The 16,887-nt window shown below is 37.8% G+C and carries 18 protein-coding genes; 3 read left to right on the top strand and 15 right to left on the bottom strand.

The window, feature by feature from the left end:
* Position 1 precedes the first annotated feature (1 nt).
* Entirely contained in the window at positions 2–427 is a 426-nt protein-coding gene (locus tag ACJJVM_RS14525) for a hypothetical protein (protein ID WP_298348765.1), read from the bottom strand.
* A gap of 100 nt (positions 428–527) precedes the next feature.
* A complete protein-coding gene (locus tag ACJJVM_RS14520; RefSeq protein ID WP_035336754.1) occupies positions 528–2,384 on the bottom strand; it encodes a DNA topoisomerase IV subunit B in 1,857 nt (618 codons plus the stop codon).
* Positions 2,385–2,588: 204 nt separating this feature from the next.
* On the opposite strand from ACJJVM_RS14520, the gene ACJJVM_RS14515 reads away from it, so the two are divergent.
* Positions 2,589–3,350: a hypothetical protein gene (locus ACJJVM_RS14515; RefSeq protein WP_405212111.1), complete on the top strand. Its 762-nt coding sequence runs from the start codon at positions 2,589–2,591 to the stop codon at positions 3,348–3,350.
* On the opposite strand, the gene ACJJVM_RS14510 is transcribed toward ACJJVM_RS14515, so the two are convergent.
* The 13 genes from ACJJVM_RS14510 to ACJJVM_RS14450 form a co-directional block, all read right to left on the bottom strand.
* Complete coding sequence (locus tag ACJJVM_RS14510; RefSeq protein ID WP_298348759.1) at positions 3,351–4,766, bottom strand: AraC family transcriptional regulator; 1,416 nt, start codon at positions 4,764–4,766, stop codon at positions 3,351–3,353.
* 303 nt (positions 4,767–5,069) lie between these two features.
* Positions 5,070–5,315, bottom strand: a complete 246-nt coding sequence (locus ACJJVM_RS14505) for an acyl carrier protein (protein ID WP_298348757.1) — start codon at positions 5,313–5,315, stop codon at positions 5,070–5,072.
* 53 nt (positions 5,316–5,368) lie between these two features.
* Positions 5,369–6,643, bottom strand: a complete 1,275-nt coding sequence (locus ACJJVM_RS14500; RefSeq protein ID WP_405212110.1) for a beta-ketoacyl-[acyl-carrier-protein] synthase family protein — start codon at positions 6,641–6,643, stop codon at positions 5,369–5,371.
* A complete protein-coding gene (locus ACJJVM_RS14495; protein WP_405212109.1) occupies positions 6,633–7,076 on the bottom strand; it encodes a 3-hydroxyacyl-ACP dehydratase FabZ family protein in 444 nt (147 codons plus the stop codon). Before ACJJVM_RS14495 ends, ACJJVM_RS14500 begins: the two co-directional genes overlap by 11 nt.
* A complete protein-coding gene (locus ACJJVM_RS14490; protein ID WP_405212108.1) occupies positions 7,076–7,867 on the bottom strand; it encodes an SDR family oxidoreductase in 792 nt (263 codons plus the stop codon). Before ACJJVM_RS14490 ends, ACJJVM_RS14495 begins: the two co-directional genes overlap by 1 nt.
* A gap of 6 nt (positions 7,868–7,873) precedes the next feature.
* Positions 7,874–8,926, bottom strand: coding sequence for a type III polyketide synthase (locus ACJJVM_RS14485; protein ID WP_405212106.1), 1,053 nt, complete (start codon positions 8,924–8,926; stop codon positions 7,874–7,876).
* Positions 8,923–9,630, bottom strand: coding sequence for a methyltransferase domain-containing protein (locus tag ACJJVM_RS14480; protein ID WP_405212105.1), 708 nt, complete (start codon positions 9,628–9,630; stop codon positions 8,923–8,925). The genes ACJJVM_RS14485 and ACJJVM_RS14480 overlap by 4 nt, the downstream gene beginning before the upstream one ends.
* A complete protein-coding gene (locus tag ACJJVM_RS14475) occupies positions 9,630–10,748 on the bottom strand; it encodes an NAD(P)/FAD-dependent oxidoreductase (protein WP_405212104.1) in 1,119 nt (372 codons plus the stop codon). The genes ACJJVM_RS14480 and ACJJVM_RS14475 overlap by 1 nt, the downstream gene beginning before the upstream one ends.
* Positions 10,749–10,833: 85 nt before the next feature.
* Positions 10,834–11,544, bottom strand: coding sequence for an OmpA family protein (locus tag ACJJVM_RS14470; RefSeq protein WP_035324923.1), 711 nt, complete (start codon positions 11,542–11,544; stop codon positions 10,834–10,836).
* Between the two features lie 26 nt (positions 11,545–11,570).
* Complete coding sequence (locus tag ACJJVM_RS14465) at positions 11,571–12,056, bottom strand: lipocalin family protein (protein WP_405212102.1); 486 nt, start codon at positions 12,054–12,056, stop codon at positions 11,571–11,573.
* Between the two features lie 76 nt (positions 12,057–12,132).
* Entirely contained in the window at positions 12,133–12,294 is a 162-nt protein-coding gene (locus tag ACJJVM_RS14460; protein ID WP_021778916.1) for a DUF1328 family protein, read from the bottom strand.
* Between the two features lie 212 nt (positions 12,295–12,506).
* Positions 12,507–14,513, bottom strand: a complete 2,007-nt coding sequence (locus ACJJVM_RS14455) for a thiamine pyrophosphate-dependent enzyme (protein WP_405212101.1) — start codon at positions 14,511–14,513, stop codon at positions 12,507–12,509.
* Positions 14,514–14,694: 181 nt separating this feature from the next.
* Positions 14,695–15,339, bottom strand: a complete 645-nt coding sequence (locus tag ACJJVM_RS14450; RefSeq protein ID WP_299148852.1) for an SDR family oxidoreductase — start codon at positions 15,337–15,339, stop codon at positions 14,695–14,697.
* 251 nt (positions 15,340–15,590) lie between these two features.
* Here ACJJVM_RS14450 and ACJJVM_RS14445 point away from each other — a divergent pair, with 251 nt between their 5' ends.
* Both ACJJVM_RS14445 and ACJJVM_RS14440 read left to right on the top strand, forming a co-directional pair.
* The gene (locus ACJJVM_RS14445; RefSeq protein ID WP_298348736.1) at positions 15,591–16,541 is read left to right on the top strand and encodes an isopenicillin N synthase family oxygenase; all 951 of its coding nucleotides are present in this window, start codon (positions 15,591–15,593) and stop codon (positions 16,539–16,541) included.
* 2 nt (positions 16,542–16,543) lie between these two features.
* On the top strand, positions 16,544–16,876 hold the full coding sequence (locus ACJJVM_RS14440; RefSeq protein WP_035324927.1) for a translation initiation factor: 333 nt from the start codon (positions 16,544–16,546) through the stop codon (positions 16,874–16,876).
* Positions 16,877–16,887: the final 11 nt, after the last annotated feature.

Here is a 16,887-nt window from a genome sequence, read left to right as displayed (position 1 = left end):
CTTACTTTTCTAATAGTTCCACCGTCTCTTGCTGCGGAGTTACAAATACATTTATAAATCTACTATCGCCGTAGGTTTGAACTCGCACTTCACTTTGAAGTTCATTTTCTTTAAAACTCGCAATAAAATTATAGTTCATAGTGTCTGAGGTTGAACCTTTGACATTTTTAAGTTTTAATGCTTTTAAAGTACCCGCCTCTTTCTTAATTGAGTTGAAATAGGTAACTCCTTCCTCACTCTTCAAATATTCTTTTAAATCACTAGACACAGAAAATTTTCTAAAATCAATTGCTTCATCACTCATTACAGCTTTAGCAAAACGTTTTGCTTCTCCTGTGTTAATCTTCATCACCGTATTTATAACTGCAGAGGCACAGCCCATTAATAAAATACTTAGGGTTGCAATAATTGTAAATCTTTTAATCATCTTCACTTGTTTTAAGGTTCTTACTATAACTATAGACGCTTAAAAACTTATAATGGTTGCCTCAATCTTTTTTTTACGCTTTCGCGAAAGCGTTATTCTTTTACTCCTCTACTACTCTATCTAGTTCTACCTTTAGATTCTCAATAATGAACTTCTGTCTATCTGGGGTGTTTTTACCCATATAGAAAGAGAGAAGATCTTCTATCATAAGTGCTTTGTCAAGCATTACTGGTGCTAGCCTAATATCTTCTCCTATAAAAAACTGAAACTCATCTGGCGATATCTCACCAAGTCCCTTAAATCGTGTAATCTCTGGCTTTGCGCCTAGCTTTGCCATCGCATCTGCCTTTTCTTGATCACTGTAGCAGTATATGGTTTCTTTCTTATTACGTACTCTAAAAAGTGGTGTCTCTAGTATATACAGATGTCCTTCTTTAATTACTTCAGGAAAAAACTGAAGAAAAAATGTAATTAGTAACAGGCGTATGTGCATACCGTCTACATCGGCATCAGTAGCGATTACAATGTTGTTGTAGCGCAAATCTTCAATAGACTCTTCTATATTGAGTGCTGCTTGTAAGAGGTTAAATTCTTCGTTTTCATATACAATCTTCTTTGAAAGACCGTAGCTATTAAGTGGCTTTCCCTTAAGGCTAAAAACCGCTTGCGTATTTACATCTCGTGACTTTGTTATAGATCCAGATGCAGAGTCTCCCTCTGTGATAAACAGTGTAGTCTCTAGGTTTCGGGCTTTCTTACTATCTGTAAGGTGTATACGGCAATCTCTTAATTTCTTGTTGTGTAAACTCGCTTTTTTTGCTCTCTCCTTTGCAAGTTTTCTTATTCCAGAGAGGTCTTTACGCTCACGCTCTGCTTGTAAAATCTTGCGTTGCAAAGCATCTGCCACTGGCGGATTTTTGTGTAAGAAGTTATCAAGGGCGGTTTTTAAGAAATCATTTATGTAGGTTCTTACCGTAGGTAAGTCTCCTCCCATATCTGTAGAACCTAGTTTGGTCTTTGTCTGCGACTCAAAAACAGGCTCCATCACCTTGATACTTATAGCGGAAACAATGGACTTTCTAATATCTGAAGCTTCATAGTTTTTACCATAAAACTCTCGTATAGTACGCACGATACTCTCTCTAAATGCCGCTTGGTGTGTACCTCCTTGAGTGGTATGCTGCCCGTTTACAAAAGAGTGATACTCTTCTGAGTACTGCGTTTTACTGTGTGTGATAGCGACCTCAATATCTTCACCTTTAAGGTGGATAATATCATAAAGTCTATCCCCCTCTGCTATAGACTCAGATAGTAAATCTTTTAATCCATTTTCAGAAAAGAACTTCTCACCATTAAAAACAATGGTCAGACCCGGATTAAGGTATACATAGTTCTTTATAAGGCGCTCTACATACTCAGAGCGAAACTTAAAATTCTTAAATATCTCACTATCTGGCACAAACGAAACCTTGGTCCCGCGCCTACGTGAAGTCTCATCTAGTAAATCTTGATTTGTAAGCTCTCCACGCTCAAACTCTGCACTTGCAGACTTACCATCTCTTGTAGACTCTACTCTAAAGTAATTAGAAAGGGCATTTACTGCCTTTGTACCTACACCGTTAAGTCCTACAGATTTCTTAAATGCACGCGAGTCATACTTACCACCCGTGTTCATTTTTGAAACCACATCAACCACTTTTCCTAGCGGAATCCCACGGCCGTAATCGCGTACGATTACTTTTTCGCCTTGTATAGAAATCTCAATGGTCTTACCAGCACCCATTACAAATTCATCGATACAGTTATCCAGCACCTCTTTTACAAGGATATAGATACCATCATCTGCACTTGAGCCGTCTCCTAGTTTACCTATATACATCCCGGGACGCATCCGGATATGCTCCTTCCAGTCGAGGGAGCGTATATTATCTTCGTTGTATTGTGTTTCTTGAGCCATAAAATGTCGTGGAGTCGCTAATATAAGGACTTGCGATGGGTTAAGTAAGCACAAAAAAAAGAAGTAATTAACAATTTTAAAATCTCTTTGTTGATTGCTATCTTTTTTACGCTTTCGCGAAAAACCACACCCCTATCATCACTATAAATCACTCTTATAAATGTGCACTATATTGTATATTGTGGATTCTAATATTACAAATTTATGGCTGTATTGAGAGGTTTACAAAGAAGACTCATACTTATTGCTATTGCTGGTGGCATCGCAGTATTATTATTTTTTTTATTTAGGACCAACACAGCTTCTACACCAGAAGTAATGACTGGAAATGCATTATTACAAAAAATAATGAGCTCCAGCGGCGGAAAGGAAAATTACGAGAGCATAAAATCACTCTCTTTTGAAAAAGCATTCAAACTTTATGATAAAGATAGCACTACCGAAATAGACCGTCTCGAAAAACACACCTATGATTTTACAAATGGCGCTATGAGATCTATCACCTGGAAAGATAGCCTACACACGTTTAAACTCATACAAAAGGATACTGCTATACTACAGTTTAAAGATGGAATACGTGATACATCTGTAAGTAAGACTGCCCTACAAAAGAAACTATATGCGGCGACTTTTGTGCTAGGTCTCCCCTACACGCTAGACACAGATAGCTCAGTAAAAACATACTTGGGTATTACAGATTTTCAAGGTTCACCAGCACACGAGCTTAAAGTGACTTTTCAAGACGGTACAGACACTTGGTATCTTTATTATGACGAGTCTACATTAGACTGGCTGGGATACTGGGTAAAAACTTCAGATCATTATAGCCTGGTTATTAATGAGGAAATGATTAATGAAAAAGGGTTTACGCTTTCGCGAAAGCGTAAAGGCTACCGCACAGACGCACAAAAAAATCGACTCTACTTGAGAGCCGATTATGAATATTCCAACTATTTAATACAATGATCAACTCACACTTTCTAGTTTTAAAAACTGTGTAGGTGTAAGGTCACAAAACCTTTTAAAAGACTTATTAAAAGTCACTTTATTATTATAACCCACCTCGTAGGCAATATCTATGATATTGAGGTTTTCTGGATTGTTTTTTAATCGCTCCATTGCTTCTTCTACTCGATACTTATTAATAAGCTCAAAAAAGTTAAGACCAAAGTGTTCGTTTATAACCTGCGATGCGTTGTGACGGGTAGTTCCTAAACGCTCTGCTACATACTCCAGTTTAAGAGTACTTTCTCTGTACAGTTTATCTTCTTCTAGTAACTTGACAAGTTGTTCTTTAAGTTCTGTAGAGAAGCTTTGAGTAAGACCAGAGTTTTGATATTTGGTAGCTGCCTTTTTGACTTTTTTGACACTACCTATGAGTGCTAGTGGATTTGAGTACGCGACATAACCTACATATAACACAAGACTTGTCATTGCCAAGAGCTGAATATGCAATAGGCTACTACCAAAACTATATTGCACTATAATAAAAGCATACAGTGCATAAAATACAGCATAGACGCTATGCACGATAACTATATTACGACGTAATCTCAATTGCTTAAGATCTGTTGATTTTTCCTTTTTACTATCTAAATATAATTTGATAGTAAAGAAACCATAAACTACTAGTGATGTAAATTTCAGTATGGTTGCTGGTACTAGATATGGTAATGTAGAGTAAGACCCTTCCCCTAGCATAATTTCTAATTTACCCTCTGCAGACATTGCAAAGACTGGGATGAGTAATATTAAAAATATAACCGTAGGGATTAAATGGAGAGCATCTTTCTTTTTAAACTCATAATTTTTGGTAATTCGCTTAAAATAAAAATAAAGTACAGGACCATATAAAAATGAAAACGGTGCAGACATAGATAATGTGTGCGGCTCGTAATACACATAGTTTGATAAATAAAGCGCTACGTGTATTAAGAAAAATGAGTGCATAAATACAAAAAGGCTTATGAGCCCATTTGCAATCTTATCTTGTTTCTTTCTAGCATTTAATATAAGTGCTATAAATATGCCTATTAAACCTACATATAGATAAAAGAAAGTACCCATATTAAATTTAACTAGGTATTTATCCTTTAGAGCAATAAAACCTTCATTGCGCTTTAAACTCTCATAAGAACTATTTTCTAAGATTGAAAAATCACCAGTTTCAAGTATGTAGGCATCTAGTGCTGCTACGGCTTTATCTGTATCACCTTTTTTGGTAAATGCAATAGCCTGTCGTTCTAAAGCACTGGCTGCGTCTATATAAAGACCTTCTTGAGTTTGTAGTATAGGATTTTCACCTGGATCTAATGTAGGATTTGAAAAAGCGACTAGCGGGATGCTAAGTAAAACAAGCAATGCAATGAGTGATGATTTCATAAGTGTTCGTTTGGTTGATGTCTGTAAGGTACAAAAACATCGTATAAACCATTGATTATAAGTACACGCCGATAAAAGTTTACTTATACACTAAAATTACAAATTATATTAATCATAAACCCCGATAAATATAAAATACTGTAAATCAATATTTTAAAAAGTAAGTTTTTATCGGTTAGCATAAAAAATAGAGTAAATATACTTCGGAATAAAAATGCGTAATTTTCAACAAAGAAATGTACTACAAATAAAAAAGCCCCCTATCAGGAGCTTTTTGAATAACTTATTTTACTTCAAAAAGTCTTATAAAACCTTTGCTTCTATAATTTCTATAGCAGATTTTACTGTTTCCATCTTTTCTATCTCATCATCCTCTATGGTAATATCAAAATGATCTTCTACGTCTAATACGATGTCTACCAGATTTGCAGAATTTATATTAAGCTCTTGAGTGAGATGACTGGTAGGTTTAATATCATCTACAGAGACATCTTCTGGAAGATAGATTTTAATAATGTTTTTTAACTCGTCGTAATGCTTTGTGTTCATATCTTTAAATGTGTGATGAGATTTTTACTCATCAGGTTACTATCATATTTATATTAAGCTGTAAATTTTTTAAATATCATACAGCAATTTACATCTCCAAAGCCAAAACTAGCTTTAGCCGCTATAGAAATTGTTTTGTTTACGGTATGACTAGGCACACAGCTATCATCTATTATACCCTTTATATCTGGGTGTAAATTACCCGTATTTATATTGCCAAAGACCTTATTATTCTTGAGTTCTAATATGGTTGCCACAGTCTCAATGCTACCAGCGGCAGCAAGGCAATGACCAGTCATACTCTTGAGAGAATTAATATAAGGAAAATCTTTACCCCTTAACTCTAACGCTTCACTCCAATTTTTTATCTCTGTAGGGCACATTCCTGTAGATGTAAGGTGACCATTTATGGTATCTATATCTCGACTATCTATATCACTATTTCTTACAGCAGTACGAATACAGTGCTGTACAGCTTCACTGTTAGGTGCTGTCATTGTGCCTCCCATACGCTGTCCGCCACTATTTACGGCTCCTCCTAATACTTCTGCATAAATGCGAGCTCCCCGTGACATTGCACTATCTAAAGATTCTAGCACAAGTGCTCCTGCCCCACTGCCCGGTACAAAACCATTTGCATCTTCTTGCATAGGCCTACTTCCAGCCGTAGGGTTCTCATTATATTTTTTAGTAAGTACACGCATAGCATCAAAACCACCCCATATGTAAGGACCACTGTCGTTACAGCTCCCTACTAGCATACGTACCGCATCACCATTGCGCACGCGTTCATATCCCATTAAGACACTCTCAAGACCTGTAGTACAGGCACTACTATTTGTTGTAACTTGATTACCACAACCTATGTAACCACCTAAGTAGGCACTTATCCCGCTTGCCATTGTTTGGATTACTGTAGTGCTTCCTAAGCGACGCACTTTACCCTCATCAGTTTGGTAAATAGCGCTTCTAAATTTTTCTGCACCCAGAAGCGAAACGCCAAAAATTATCCCACTATCATAGTCTACAGCATCCTTATCCATAATATTGAGACCAGCATCTTTCCAAGCGTCTACACCTGCTATCATACCATACTCAATACCCGAACTTTGTAAATCACGTAACTGCAAGGGTGTGAAGTATTCTTTTAAAAGCTCAGGAGTAACATCAGGCTGTCCCGCAATCTGACAGCCAAAATTCAAATCTGCTAGCTGTTGATGAAAAGTAACACCACTTTTACCCGAAAATATAGCATCAGAGAATTGTGCTAACCCTATTCCGTTAGGAGCACAAACACCCATACCTGTAATCACTACTCTATTCTTCATCTTTTGTGCTAAAAATTCCTGCTAGCTCACCTTGAGCGCAAATATCACCTCCTTCATTATATAACTTTACGGCACACTTTAATTTATTAAATCTAAAGTATTTTTGTACAGCTTTTACTAAAACTCGTTCTCCTGGTAATACAGGTTTTAAAAACTCCGTTTGTGCATTTGTAAAAGCTACTTGTAATTGAGATAGGTCCTTATCTTGCATTTTATAAATACCTAAGCTTACAAGACCTATTTGTGCCATACACTCTGTAAGAATGACTCCAGGAGTAACTGGTAGATCTTTAAAATGGCCTTTGTAAAAAAAAGCCTCAGGTTTAAAGGTATAACTACCGTGTATCTCCTCTTTTGTCACCATATCTATAGTATCTACAAATAAAAATGGCTCGCCATATGGTAGTGCTGCAATGATTTCTTCTCCGCTCATTATCTTATGTGTTCACCTCCATCTACTGGTATTGTTGTACCGTTAATCCACGAGGCTTCGTCTCTTGTTAAAAGATACACTGCATTTGCCACATCGTTAGGAAGTGTAAGTCGTTGGTATGGATTTCTCTTAACCGCCATTTCTTTCATCTTATCACTACCCGGTATGAGGCGTAAGCTTTCAGTATCTGTAACGCCGGCTTGTATGCAGTTAGACGTTATGCCCAGCGGTGCAAACTCAAGGGCAATTCCGCGAGAGATACTCTCTAGGGCAGCTTTTGCCGCCGCAACTGCTGCATATTGTGGCCACGCACGACTACTCCCCTCACTCGTAAATGCAATGGCTCTTGCAGATGGGGTAAATAATTCCGCTTTCGCGAAAGCGGAAACCCAATCATAATAACTCACTGCCATTGCATCCAGCGTGCCTTTAAAATCTTCATTAGAAAGTGTATGTCCGCCTTCTGTATCATACAACGGCTTTAGGTTACCGCGTGCAATACTATGTAAGATTAATTTAATGACACCTTTACCAAGTTTTGCTAAAATATCATCTACAGTCTCTTGCCTTTTCTTAGGGTTAAGTGCATCTGTGTTATAAGATATAATCTCACAGCCAGAGACCTCCATCTCCCGCACAGCATCTTCAAAAGCTGCGACCACGCTACGTCTTGACCTGTGTATGATAATAATATTCATACCCTCGTGGGCAAGCTTCTTTGCCGTGGCAAGGCCTAATCCTGCACTTCCACCCAGTATAACAGCATATTTATTTTTATAGCTTTGACTCATCTCTTATTACCATTTTAAAAGTACACGTTGTGCCGAAAAACCTGGACCAAAACTCAACATTATCCCTAGATCCCCCGGAGCACACTGTCGGTCTAGAAAACGTTCTAAAACGTACAAAACAGTGGCACTACTCATATTACCATACAACTTTAGAACCTCTTTTGTATCATCTATATTTTTACCTAGTTTACCAAAAAGGTCTTCTACCGTCTCTACAATTTTACGGCCTCCTGGATGAAATATAAGGTGGTTTACATCTTCTATACTAAATCCATTTTGTGCAAGAAACGGATGTATAATATCTGGAAACTTATCTGCTATTTGTTGTGGTACTTGCTGGTCTAGTATCATTTGTAAACCTGTATTTACCAGCTTAAAACCCATCATCTCTTGTGCATTGTAAAAGTGATACATTGCGGTATCTACTATCTCTGGCCCCTTATCTTCTTCTCTACTCGATAATAAAACACAGGCAGCTCCGTCACCAAAAATTGCCGCACTCACCACATTTACCATAGAGTAATCATCGTGCTGAAAGGTAGCCGTAGGACTCTCTATAGCAATCACCGCGGCTCTCTTGCCAGGATTTGCTTTGAGAAACTCATTTGCATAAACAGTACCGCTCACGCCAGCGGCGCAGCCCATCTCGGTTACTGGAAGACGTACAATGTCTTGTCTTAGATTTAAAGCATTTATTAAATAGGCATCTAGTGACGGTATCATAATACCTGTACAGCTCACTGTTATTATAAAATCTAACGATTGCCCTTCCCACGCAGCTTTATCAAGTGCTTTTGAGAGCACTTGCTCTCCTAGCTTTATAACCTCTCGCGTGTAGATATCGTTTTTTTCTTGAAAACTGGTAGCAGTAAACACCTCCTCTGGTGCCATTATACTATAGCGCTTATCTACTGCGGCATTGCCAAAAATCTTTTTTACCTTCCTCTTAAAGCGATCTTCTTGCCCGTCTAACCATATGTCTAAAAAAGGTAAGATTTCCTCTGTGGTGCGAGAGTATTGTGGCAACTGCTTTGCTACCGTTGTGATTTTTACGCTCATATTGTTTTTATAACCCACAAGTATCTAAATGCCCATTTCCAATTTATGGAATAACTATCTAGTGCGAGTTGTTTTGAATAGGTTTCTAATTCTTCTTTTTTAAAGGCTCTAGCTATACTCACCTTACCATCATACTTAGCAATCTTACTTTTCATAAATATACCGCTAAAAAGCTGAAACAAACGATATGCAATCTTACTGCGCTGCAAATCATTTATAATCACTCCTGTACTTGCAAGCTGCACAAAGGTTTTAATAAAGGTAAAGATTTGCTGGTCTGTAAAGTGGTGCATTGTCAAGGTGCATAATATAATATCGCACCCTGCTGTAGCAGCGTCTAGCGTAAGTATATTTTGAGTACTAAACGCGAGATGTGAGATACCTTCTGACTTCTTTATTGCTCTGGCAATGCTCTTCTCATTTATATCAAGCCCTATAAAATCTATCTTATAATCTAGGTTTTCAAAATGTCTTGCAATCTGTCTTAAAACCTCTCCATCTCCACAACCTACATCTATCACTCTCCAATGTTTTTTATCGGGTTGTGAGGTAATCATATCCTGAAGGGCATTGATTGTTATCTTGTTACCGCCTAAGTATTTGTTTACCACAGCTAGATCTTTGAGAGCGAGACGTAGGTCTGCTTCTGGCAACTCTGGGTCATCCATTAATTCTGGAGCAGTACTACGTTTATCAAAATTCATTACAAAAGGTTTTTGCCGTGAGTAGATGTTATAATCTTAGTGAGTAATCTAGGTGATTGCTGTAAAACTCTCACACCTACTTTAGTGATAGTATCGCTTTGCAAGCCTCGCTGTATGATAGCACCGTTGCGCATTCTGGTTGTAAATGCAGCCTTCCACTGCTTGGTATAATTTTGCTCTAGGTGCGCTCTACTTTTTGGGTATAACAGATATTCTAATAAACATTCACTAGCAATCTTAGCACTATGTATCGCCATCGCCATACCATTACCACATAACGGGTGTATAAGACCTGCACTATCACCTATCATAAGTATATGATTCTCCACAGTCTGCTTGTTTTGAAAGGATATCTGACTTATGGTGAGTGGTTTTTTAAACAAGGGTTTCGCTTTCGCGAAAAATGACTTCAGCTCTTTATTCTTTTCTAATACTTCAACTCGATAGGTATCTAAATCTTTATATTTTTTAAATGATGCAACATCTGCCAGATAACAAACATTTACAGCATCTGTCTCTACTTTAGATAGACCACAATACCCGCCTTTAAAGTTATGTAAGGCAACTTGATCTTCTGGAAAATCTGCTTGATAATGTGCCTTCACACCGAGCCAAGGAGAACGGGTGGAAATAAATTTTCGCGAAAGCGTAATATCTAGCGTACTTCGCTTTCCGTAGGCTCCTATTACGTGTGGTGTTCTATAACTTTTACCAGCTATGGCAACTTCAAAAATATGATCATCATACGTTATGTCTAATACGCTTGCTCTCTCAACGGTGACGCCATTTTCAAGAAGTCTATTGTACATCATATAATCTAGTGCATACCTACTTATACCAAAACCTCCTAGTGGTAAATCTATGCGCAGCACCTTACCGCTTAAACCTGAGAAAGAAAATTTTGTAATCTCCCTTGCTCCGTGAGCGATGGGATCTATACCTAAACGTTTGAGATATGGCAATACCTCATTTGAGACATACTCACCGCAGACCTTATGTTTTGGATACTCATTTTTTTCTATAAGAAGAATGCTATGAGCAGATTGGGATAAATGGAGAGCTGCGGTTAGTCCCGCAAGGCCACCTCCTACAATAATAATGTCATAATCTTGTCTCACATTGTGAAGTTACAAACCACGAGACAATAAAAAATCCTTAAAACTAAAGTTTTAAGGATTTTATGAATTCTATTGAGGCTGGTTCTTAATTACCTCCGTTCGCTTGATTTATTGCATCTTCTTTCATTTGCTCATTAGGCACTATGGCAAGTTGCACTCTTCTGTTTTGAGCTCTCCCCTCTGCTGTATCATTACTAGCTGCTGGTTGTGCCTCTCCATACCATACGGTCGTAAAACGCCCTGCAGAAAGCCCTGTACCTATCATATAATTTGTAACTGCATTTGCTCTGTTTTGAGATAATGTCAGGTTACTTGCATCAGATCCTACACTATCTGTGTGCCCTGCTACAATAACATTAGTCTGGTTGTACTCTTTCATAATATTAGAAAGCTTGTTGAGCATAGTCTGGCTATTTGCGTTAATGTTATACTTGGCTGTATCAAAATACACACCAGAGTTCTCATCAAATGTTACGACTATACCATCATCTACACGCTCTACACTTGCACCTGGTATTTCTTGCTCTATCTGTTGTGCCTGCTTATCCATTTTATTTCCTATTAGAACACCAGCACCACCGCCTACTACACCACCTATAACTGCTCCTAGCTCACCATTACCACCTTTACCGGCATTGTTACCTATAATGGCTCCTAGTATGGCACCACCAGTAGCACCTATTACGGCACCTTTTTGTTTATTATTTGCATTTTTTGTCGCTTCACAGCTAGTAAAACCTGTAAGCATTGCAGCACCAAGGGCTACTACCGTTATATTTCTTAATATATTTTTCATTTTTATGATTTTTTGATGTGTAATAATTACTCTGCGTTTTTAGTAAAATTCATTGTGATTTTAAAAGGAGATCCTTCTACATTAACAGTTTGCGTCATTTGCAACTGACTATCAGACAGGTAAGAAAGCGCTATTCTAAAACCAGTATTAGTCTCAGATTTCATTTTTGAATCTGTAGGCTTTAGTAAGATGTCATAATTCATCTCATCACCTTCGTTATTAGGTATAGACCATACAAAGTATCTTGTTTCGGTATCGCAGCTTGCGCCCGAAAGTTCATAGTTTCCAAAATTATTATTAGGTATAAATCTCCAAGTACTACCTTCCATACACTCCTCAGAAGCATCGTTCAAAAGGTTTATATTATAAGTGCCTGCACGGTCATAACTCACATCGTTAAGTGTCCAGGTTCCTTTAAGTGTTTTTTTTGATTCCTTAATAACAGATGTAGAACCACAACTTGTAATCACAGCTAGTACTACAACTAGCATTGACATTTTTAAATATTTCATAATAGTTAGGTTTTTAATGAAAAATGGCAATCTCTCACTAATGGAAAGATTGCCAAATATGGTTTATAGCCAAGTCTTATCTCTTAAATAAACGACTTACTAATGATAGTACAAACAATACAATGAAGATAAAGAATAAGATCTTTGCAATACTCTCAGCTCCAGAGGCTATACCACCAAATCCAAAGATTGCAGCGATAATTGCGATAATAATAAATATGATTGTGTAACGTAACATAATGTGATTGTTTTATTGATTAGTATGATGTAAAAGTATCGCCATTTGTTGCGTTTTTTTTAGACTTTAGCAGCCTTTAACGGCTAAATGTTAATCGATAGCCAAGATTCCCCCTTTTAACTCATTTTTACTTAAAACATTAACATTTTCAACCCCATAAAAAAGGGCTTCATATATGAAGCCCTTTTTAAATAATAATCTAGTGTAAATTCTTAATAGTCTATGAGCTCTTGAAGCTCACTTTCTAGACGCTCTAAAGGTAAGTATTGCTGCTCTAGATTTGCATCAAAAGGAATAGGAGTATCTAAGCTTGTCACACGTTTTACCGGTGCGTCTAGCTTCTCAAAACAAGATTCCATTATAAGGGCCGAAATATCTGACATAATAGACCCAAAGCCAGAATCTTCTGTAAGTAATAATGCCTTTCCCGTTTTACAAACAGATGCGATGATGCTCTCCTTATCTAGTGGTTGTAGTGTTCTCAAGTCTATAAGATCTACAGATAGCTCTGTCCTTTTATTTAATAAGTCAAGCGCCCAGTGTACCCCTGCTCCGTAGGTGACGATGGTAAGTTGTGACCCTTCTCGTACTAGTGCAGCCTTACCTAACGGGATTGTGTAATAATCTGTAGGCACTTCTTGTCTTATACTTCTGTATAGCTTTTTATGCTCAAAGAACAGCACGGGATTTGGATCTTCTATAGCCGTTGCAAGTAATCCCTTTGCATCTGCCGGAAAAGCAGGAAAAACCACCTTAAGACCTGGTGTATGTGTAAACCAGGCTTCATTAGTTTGAGAGTGAAAAGGTCCAGCAGCCACGCCTGCACCACAAGGCATACGTACCACCACATCTGCCGGTTGTGACCATCTGTAATGTGACTTAGCCAGGTAGTTTACAATAGGATTAAAACCCGAGGTTGCAAAATCAGAAAACTGCATTTCCATCATTGCTTTTTTTCCATTTATAGCAAGACCCATTGCAGTCTCAACAATGGCGCTCTCACAAATAGGTGTATTGCGCACACGTTCTTTACCAAACTGCGCTACAAAGCCTTCGGTTATTTTAAAAACACCACCATACTCTGCCACATCTTGCCCCATTATCACAAGGTCATCATACTTCTCCATAGACTGACGCAAGCCTTGAGAGATAGCATCTATTAGTCTTAGCTCTTCTGTAGTGTTACTGGGTACGCTTTCGCGAAAGCGGAAAGGTGCATACACATCTTCCATCTCTGTGTTGAGATCTGGAGTGATTTGCTCCTCTTGATACGACTTTTCTAGGTGTTCATTTATTTCATTCTTAATCTCAACGGCATAGCGTTCTTTTACCGTAGCCGAAAGTATACCTTCTTGCTCCAGATAGGCCTCATAATTTGAAAGCGGATCCTTCTTTGCCCACATATCCATAAGCTCCTGAGGTACGTATTTTGTACCACTAGCTTCCTCGTGACCCCGCATTCTAAAGGTTTTAAACTCTATAAGTACTGGTCGCGGGTTATTACGTATATCCTCTGTTATTTTTGAGATTTGTGTGTAGACTTCAAGTATGTTATTACCATCTATAATATGTGACTCCATCCCGTAGCCCTGCGCTCTGTGAGCAAGATGCTCACAATTATACTGCTCGCTAGTAGGTGTTGAGAGTCCGTAGCCGTTATTCTCTATGCAAAAAAGTACTGGCAGCTGCCATACAGACGCTACATTGAGCGCCTCGTGAAAATCTCCTTCACTCGTACCACCCTCTCCTGTAAAAACGGCCGTTACGGCTTTTTCTTCTCTTAATTTATGAGCAAGAGCGATCCCATCTGCCACACCAAGTTGCGGTCCCAGATGTGATATCATTCCCACAATATTGTATTCTTGAGTACCAAAATGAAAACTACGATCTCTTCCTTTTGTAAAACCACTCATTTTACCCTGCCATTGTGTAAATAATCTATACAACGGTATCTCTCTCGTGGTAAACACTCCTAGGTTACGGTGCATAGGCAAGATATACTCGTCATCGCGCATTGCAGATGTAACTCCTACAGAAATGGCTTCTTGACCTATACCAGAAAACCATTTTGAGATTTTTCCTTGTCTAAGCAAGATGAGCATTTTCTCCTCTATCATACGAGGTTTGAGCATCGCTCTGTACAATTGCAAGAGTACTTTGTCATCAAGAGTACCTCGATTATAATTAAATGAGAGTGTGGTTTTTGTATGCGTAGCCATTAGGTTGTGTTTGATATAACCAAATGTAATCATTATTGCCTAACGATTACCTGCAGTAAAATCTTGATGTTATATACTGACTAATAAGCACCTCTATTCAAAAAAAAACTAGTAACTCATATGTAATACATACGAGCTACTAGCTTCTCATAAAATTTGTAAATAGTTTAAAAAGGGGTTATTATGCCTCCTCTACTGCTACTTTATTTAAGGCGTCTGCTATGAGCGTATCTCCTTTTATAATTTCAAAAGTTTCTCTGTTTGCTACATCATCATTAAGAGAGCGTACCAGCGTTTGAGCTACATCATTACGACTTATCTCTCCGTGCTTTCCTAGCTTTTCTTGTAGCTCAATTTTATTTGTGAGCTCATCATTTGTTAAGCTTCCTGGGCGCACTATTGCATAGTTAAGACCGCTTTCTTTAAGGTACACATCTGCATTATGTTTTGCTTTTAAGTAATCCTGCAAGTCTTCTGCCTCTTCTGGATTATCGGCTCCCATAGAGCTTAGCATTACAAATTTCTTGATGTTATTTTGTTTTGAAGCATCAATCATCTTCTTTGCTCCTTCTTGGTCTACAGCAACTACTTTTTTACCACCAGATCCGGCTGCAAAAAGTACTTTATCATAAGGCTGGTTAAATACTGGAGTTACATCTTCTTCAAGATCTCCCATTACGGTTGCTATACCCTTAGATGCAAAGAAAGATTTTTGCTCCTCCTTACGCACCATTGCTATAGGTGTGAAGTATTGTGATTCATTTAAAAGGTTTACTATTTTTTTTCCTGTGGTACCGTGGGCACCTGCTACTAATATCTTTTCCATAACCTCAAGATAGAAAGATACTGGCGGCAAACCATAGATTACTAATCGGTTTAACTTCGATTTAGTATGAAAGTATCATTTTGAGAATCAATTACTAATGAAATTAACATAAAGCAATTGTTAATGTGTTGCAATACGCTTTCGCGAAAGCGTACAAAAAGTTACTAACAATTTGAGGCTCCAAAATGTGAAAAACGCTGTTAAGCCCCTAAAAATGCTTACCTTCGTCACACAACAGTAAAGATTACAAGATGAATAATATACCAAGTGTAAACCTTGCAGATTTTTTGAGCGATGATCCTGCAACTAAGGATAAGTTTGTTCAAGAAATAGGTAAGGCATATGAAGAAATAGGATTTGTATCCCTTAAGAACCATTTTCTAGATGATGAGCTTGTAGATGATTTATATAAGAATGTAAAGGATTTTTTTGCACTTCCAGAGGCTACAAAAAAGAAATATGAAATAGAAGGTGGCGGTGGCCAGCGCGGTTATATTTCTTTTGGTAAAGAACACGCAAAAGGAAAGAAAGAAGGTGACTTAAAGGAGTTTTGGCATTTTGGACAAGAGGCAGATGAAGATGCAAATCTTATTGAAGAGTATCCAGAAAATGTGATTGTAAACGAGGTTCCAGCGTTTAATGAAAAAGGTATGGAAGCATACCGTATGCTAGAAAAAACAGGAATCTATGTATTACGTGCACTAGCACTTTATGTAGGTCTTGATGAGTTTTATTTTGACCACTGGGCTAGAAACGGAAACAGCATCTTAAGACCTATACACTACCCTCCTATTACCGAAGAGCCTAAAGGTGCCGTACGTGCAGGTGCTCACGGTGATATAAACCTCATAACCTTACTTATGGGAGCCTCTGCCGGAGGATTACAAGTACTACGTAAAGATGGCGAGTGGATAGATGCTATACCTAATGAAGATGAGCTTGTTATAAATGTAGGTGATATGCTAGAGCGTCATACTAATAATAAATTACGTTCTACTATACACCGTGTGGTAAACCCTCCAAAAGAGCAATGGGGAACGGCTCGCTACAGTATTCCTTTCTTTATGCACCCTAGATCAGATATGAAACTTAACTGTCTTGACGAGTGTGTAGATGAAAACCACCCAAAGGCTTTTGAAGATATTACAGCGGGTGACTTTTTACACCAGCGTCTTGTAGAAATAGGGTTGATTAAAGAATAAGTATGGACTTAAGTGATCAATTAAAGAATCTTTTTCCGGATCACACTCCGGAAAAAGATGCTACAGAAAATCTTGACATAGAAGATACACTCTGGATACAAGATGATCCTCTCATTTGTAAATACGAGAAACGTAAAGGAAAACCTATCACGATTATAGAGGGGTATACCGGCGCTACTTCAGACTTTAAAATTCTTGCAAAAGAGATTAAAGTTTTACTAGGTGTAGGTGGTAGTTTTAAAAATGAAAGTATCATTATACAAGGTGATTATAGAGATCGCATTATGTCTTTTTTAAAAGATAAAGGTTTTAAAACTAAACGTGTAGGCGGATAAACGTATCTTAA

This window comes from Dokdonia sp. Asnod2-E02, from assembly GCF_045063915.1.
In the GTDB taxonomy this organism is placed as follows: domain Bacteria; phylum Bacteroidota; class Bacteroidia; order Flavobacteriales; family Flavobacteriaceae; genus Dokdonia.
Note: the sequence above shows the minus strand (reverse complement) of the source record. Positions and strands in the feature narration are given on the sequence as shown.

Coding starts and splice junctions, on each gene's coding strand:
- ACJJVM_RS14470 (WP_035324923.1), bottom strand. CDS start 11,544: ATGAAAAATATATTAAGAAATATAACGGTAGTAGCCCTTGGTGCTGCA.
- ACJJVM_RS14485 (WP_405212106.1), bottom strand. CDS start 8,926: ATGAGCGTAAAAATCACAACGGTAGCAAAGCAGTTGCCACAATACTCT.
- ACJJVM_RS14480 (WP_405212105.1), bottom strand. CDS start 9,630: ATGAATTTTGATAAACGTAGTACTGCTCCAGAATTAATGGATGACCCA.
- ACJJVM_RS14505 (WP_298348757.1), bottom strand. CDS start 5,315: ATGAACACAAAGCATTACGACGAGTTAAAAAACATTATTAAAATCTAT.
- ACJJVM_RS14500 (WP_405212110.1), bottom strand. CDS start 6,643: ATGAAGAATAGAGTAGTGATTACAGGTATGGGTGTTTGTGCTCCTAAC.
- ACJJVM_RS14455 (WP_405212101.1), bottom strand. CDS start 14,513: ATGGCTACGCATACAAAAACCACACTCTCATTTAATTATAATCGAGGT.
- ACJJVM_RS14445 (WP_298348736.1), top strand. CDS start 15,591: ATGAATAATATACCAAGTGTAAACCTTGCAGATTTTTTGAGCGATGAT.
- ACJJVM_RS14495 (WP_405212109.1), bottom strand. CDS start 7,076: ATGAGCGGAGAAGAAATCATTGCAGCACTACCATATGGCGAGCCATTT.
- ACJJVM_RS14520 (WP_035336754.1), bottom strand. CDS start 2,384: ATGGCTCAAGAAACACAATACAACGAAGATAATATACGCTCCCTCGAC.
- ACJJVM_RS14460 (WP_021778916.1), bottom strand. CDS start 12,294: ATGTTACGTTACACAATCATATTTATTATTATCGCAATTATCGCTGCA.
- ACJJVM_RS14515 (WP_405212111.1), top strand. CDS start 2,589: ATGGCTGTATTGAGAGGTTTACAAAGAAGACTCATACTTATTGCTATT.
- ACJJVM_RS14490 (WP_405212108.1), bottom strand. CDS start 7,867: ATGAGTCAAAGCTATAAAAATAAATATGCTGTTATACTGGGTGGAAGT.
- ACJJVM_RS14510 (WP_298348759.1), bottom strand. CDS start 4,766: ATGAAATCATCACTCATTGCATTGCTTGTTTTACTTAGCATCCCGCTA.
- ACJJVM_RS14465 (WP_405212102.1), bottom strand. CDS start 12,056: ATGAAATATTTAAAAATGTCAATGCTAGTTGTAGTACTAGCTGTGATT.
- ACJJVM_RS14525 (WP_298348765.1), bottom strand. CDS start 427: ATGATTAAAAGATTTACAATTATTGCAACCCTAAGTATTTTATTAATG.
- ACJJVM_RS14450 (WP_299148852.1), bottom strand. CDS start 15,339: ATGGAAAAGATATTAGTAGCAGGTGCCCACGGTACCACAGGAAAAAAA.
- ACJJVM_RS14440 (WP_035324927.1), top strand. CDS start 16,544: ATGGACTTAAGTGATCAATTAAAGAATCTTTTTCCGGATCACACTCCG.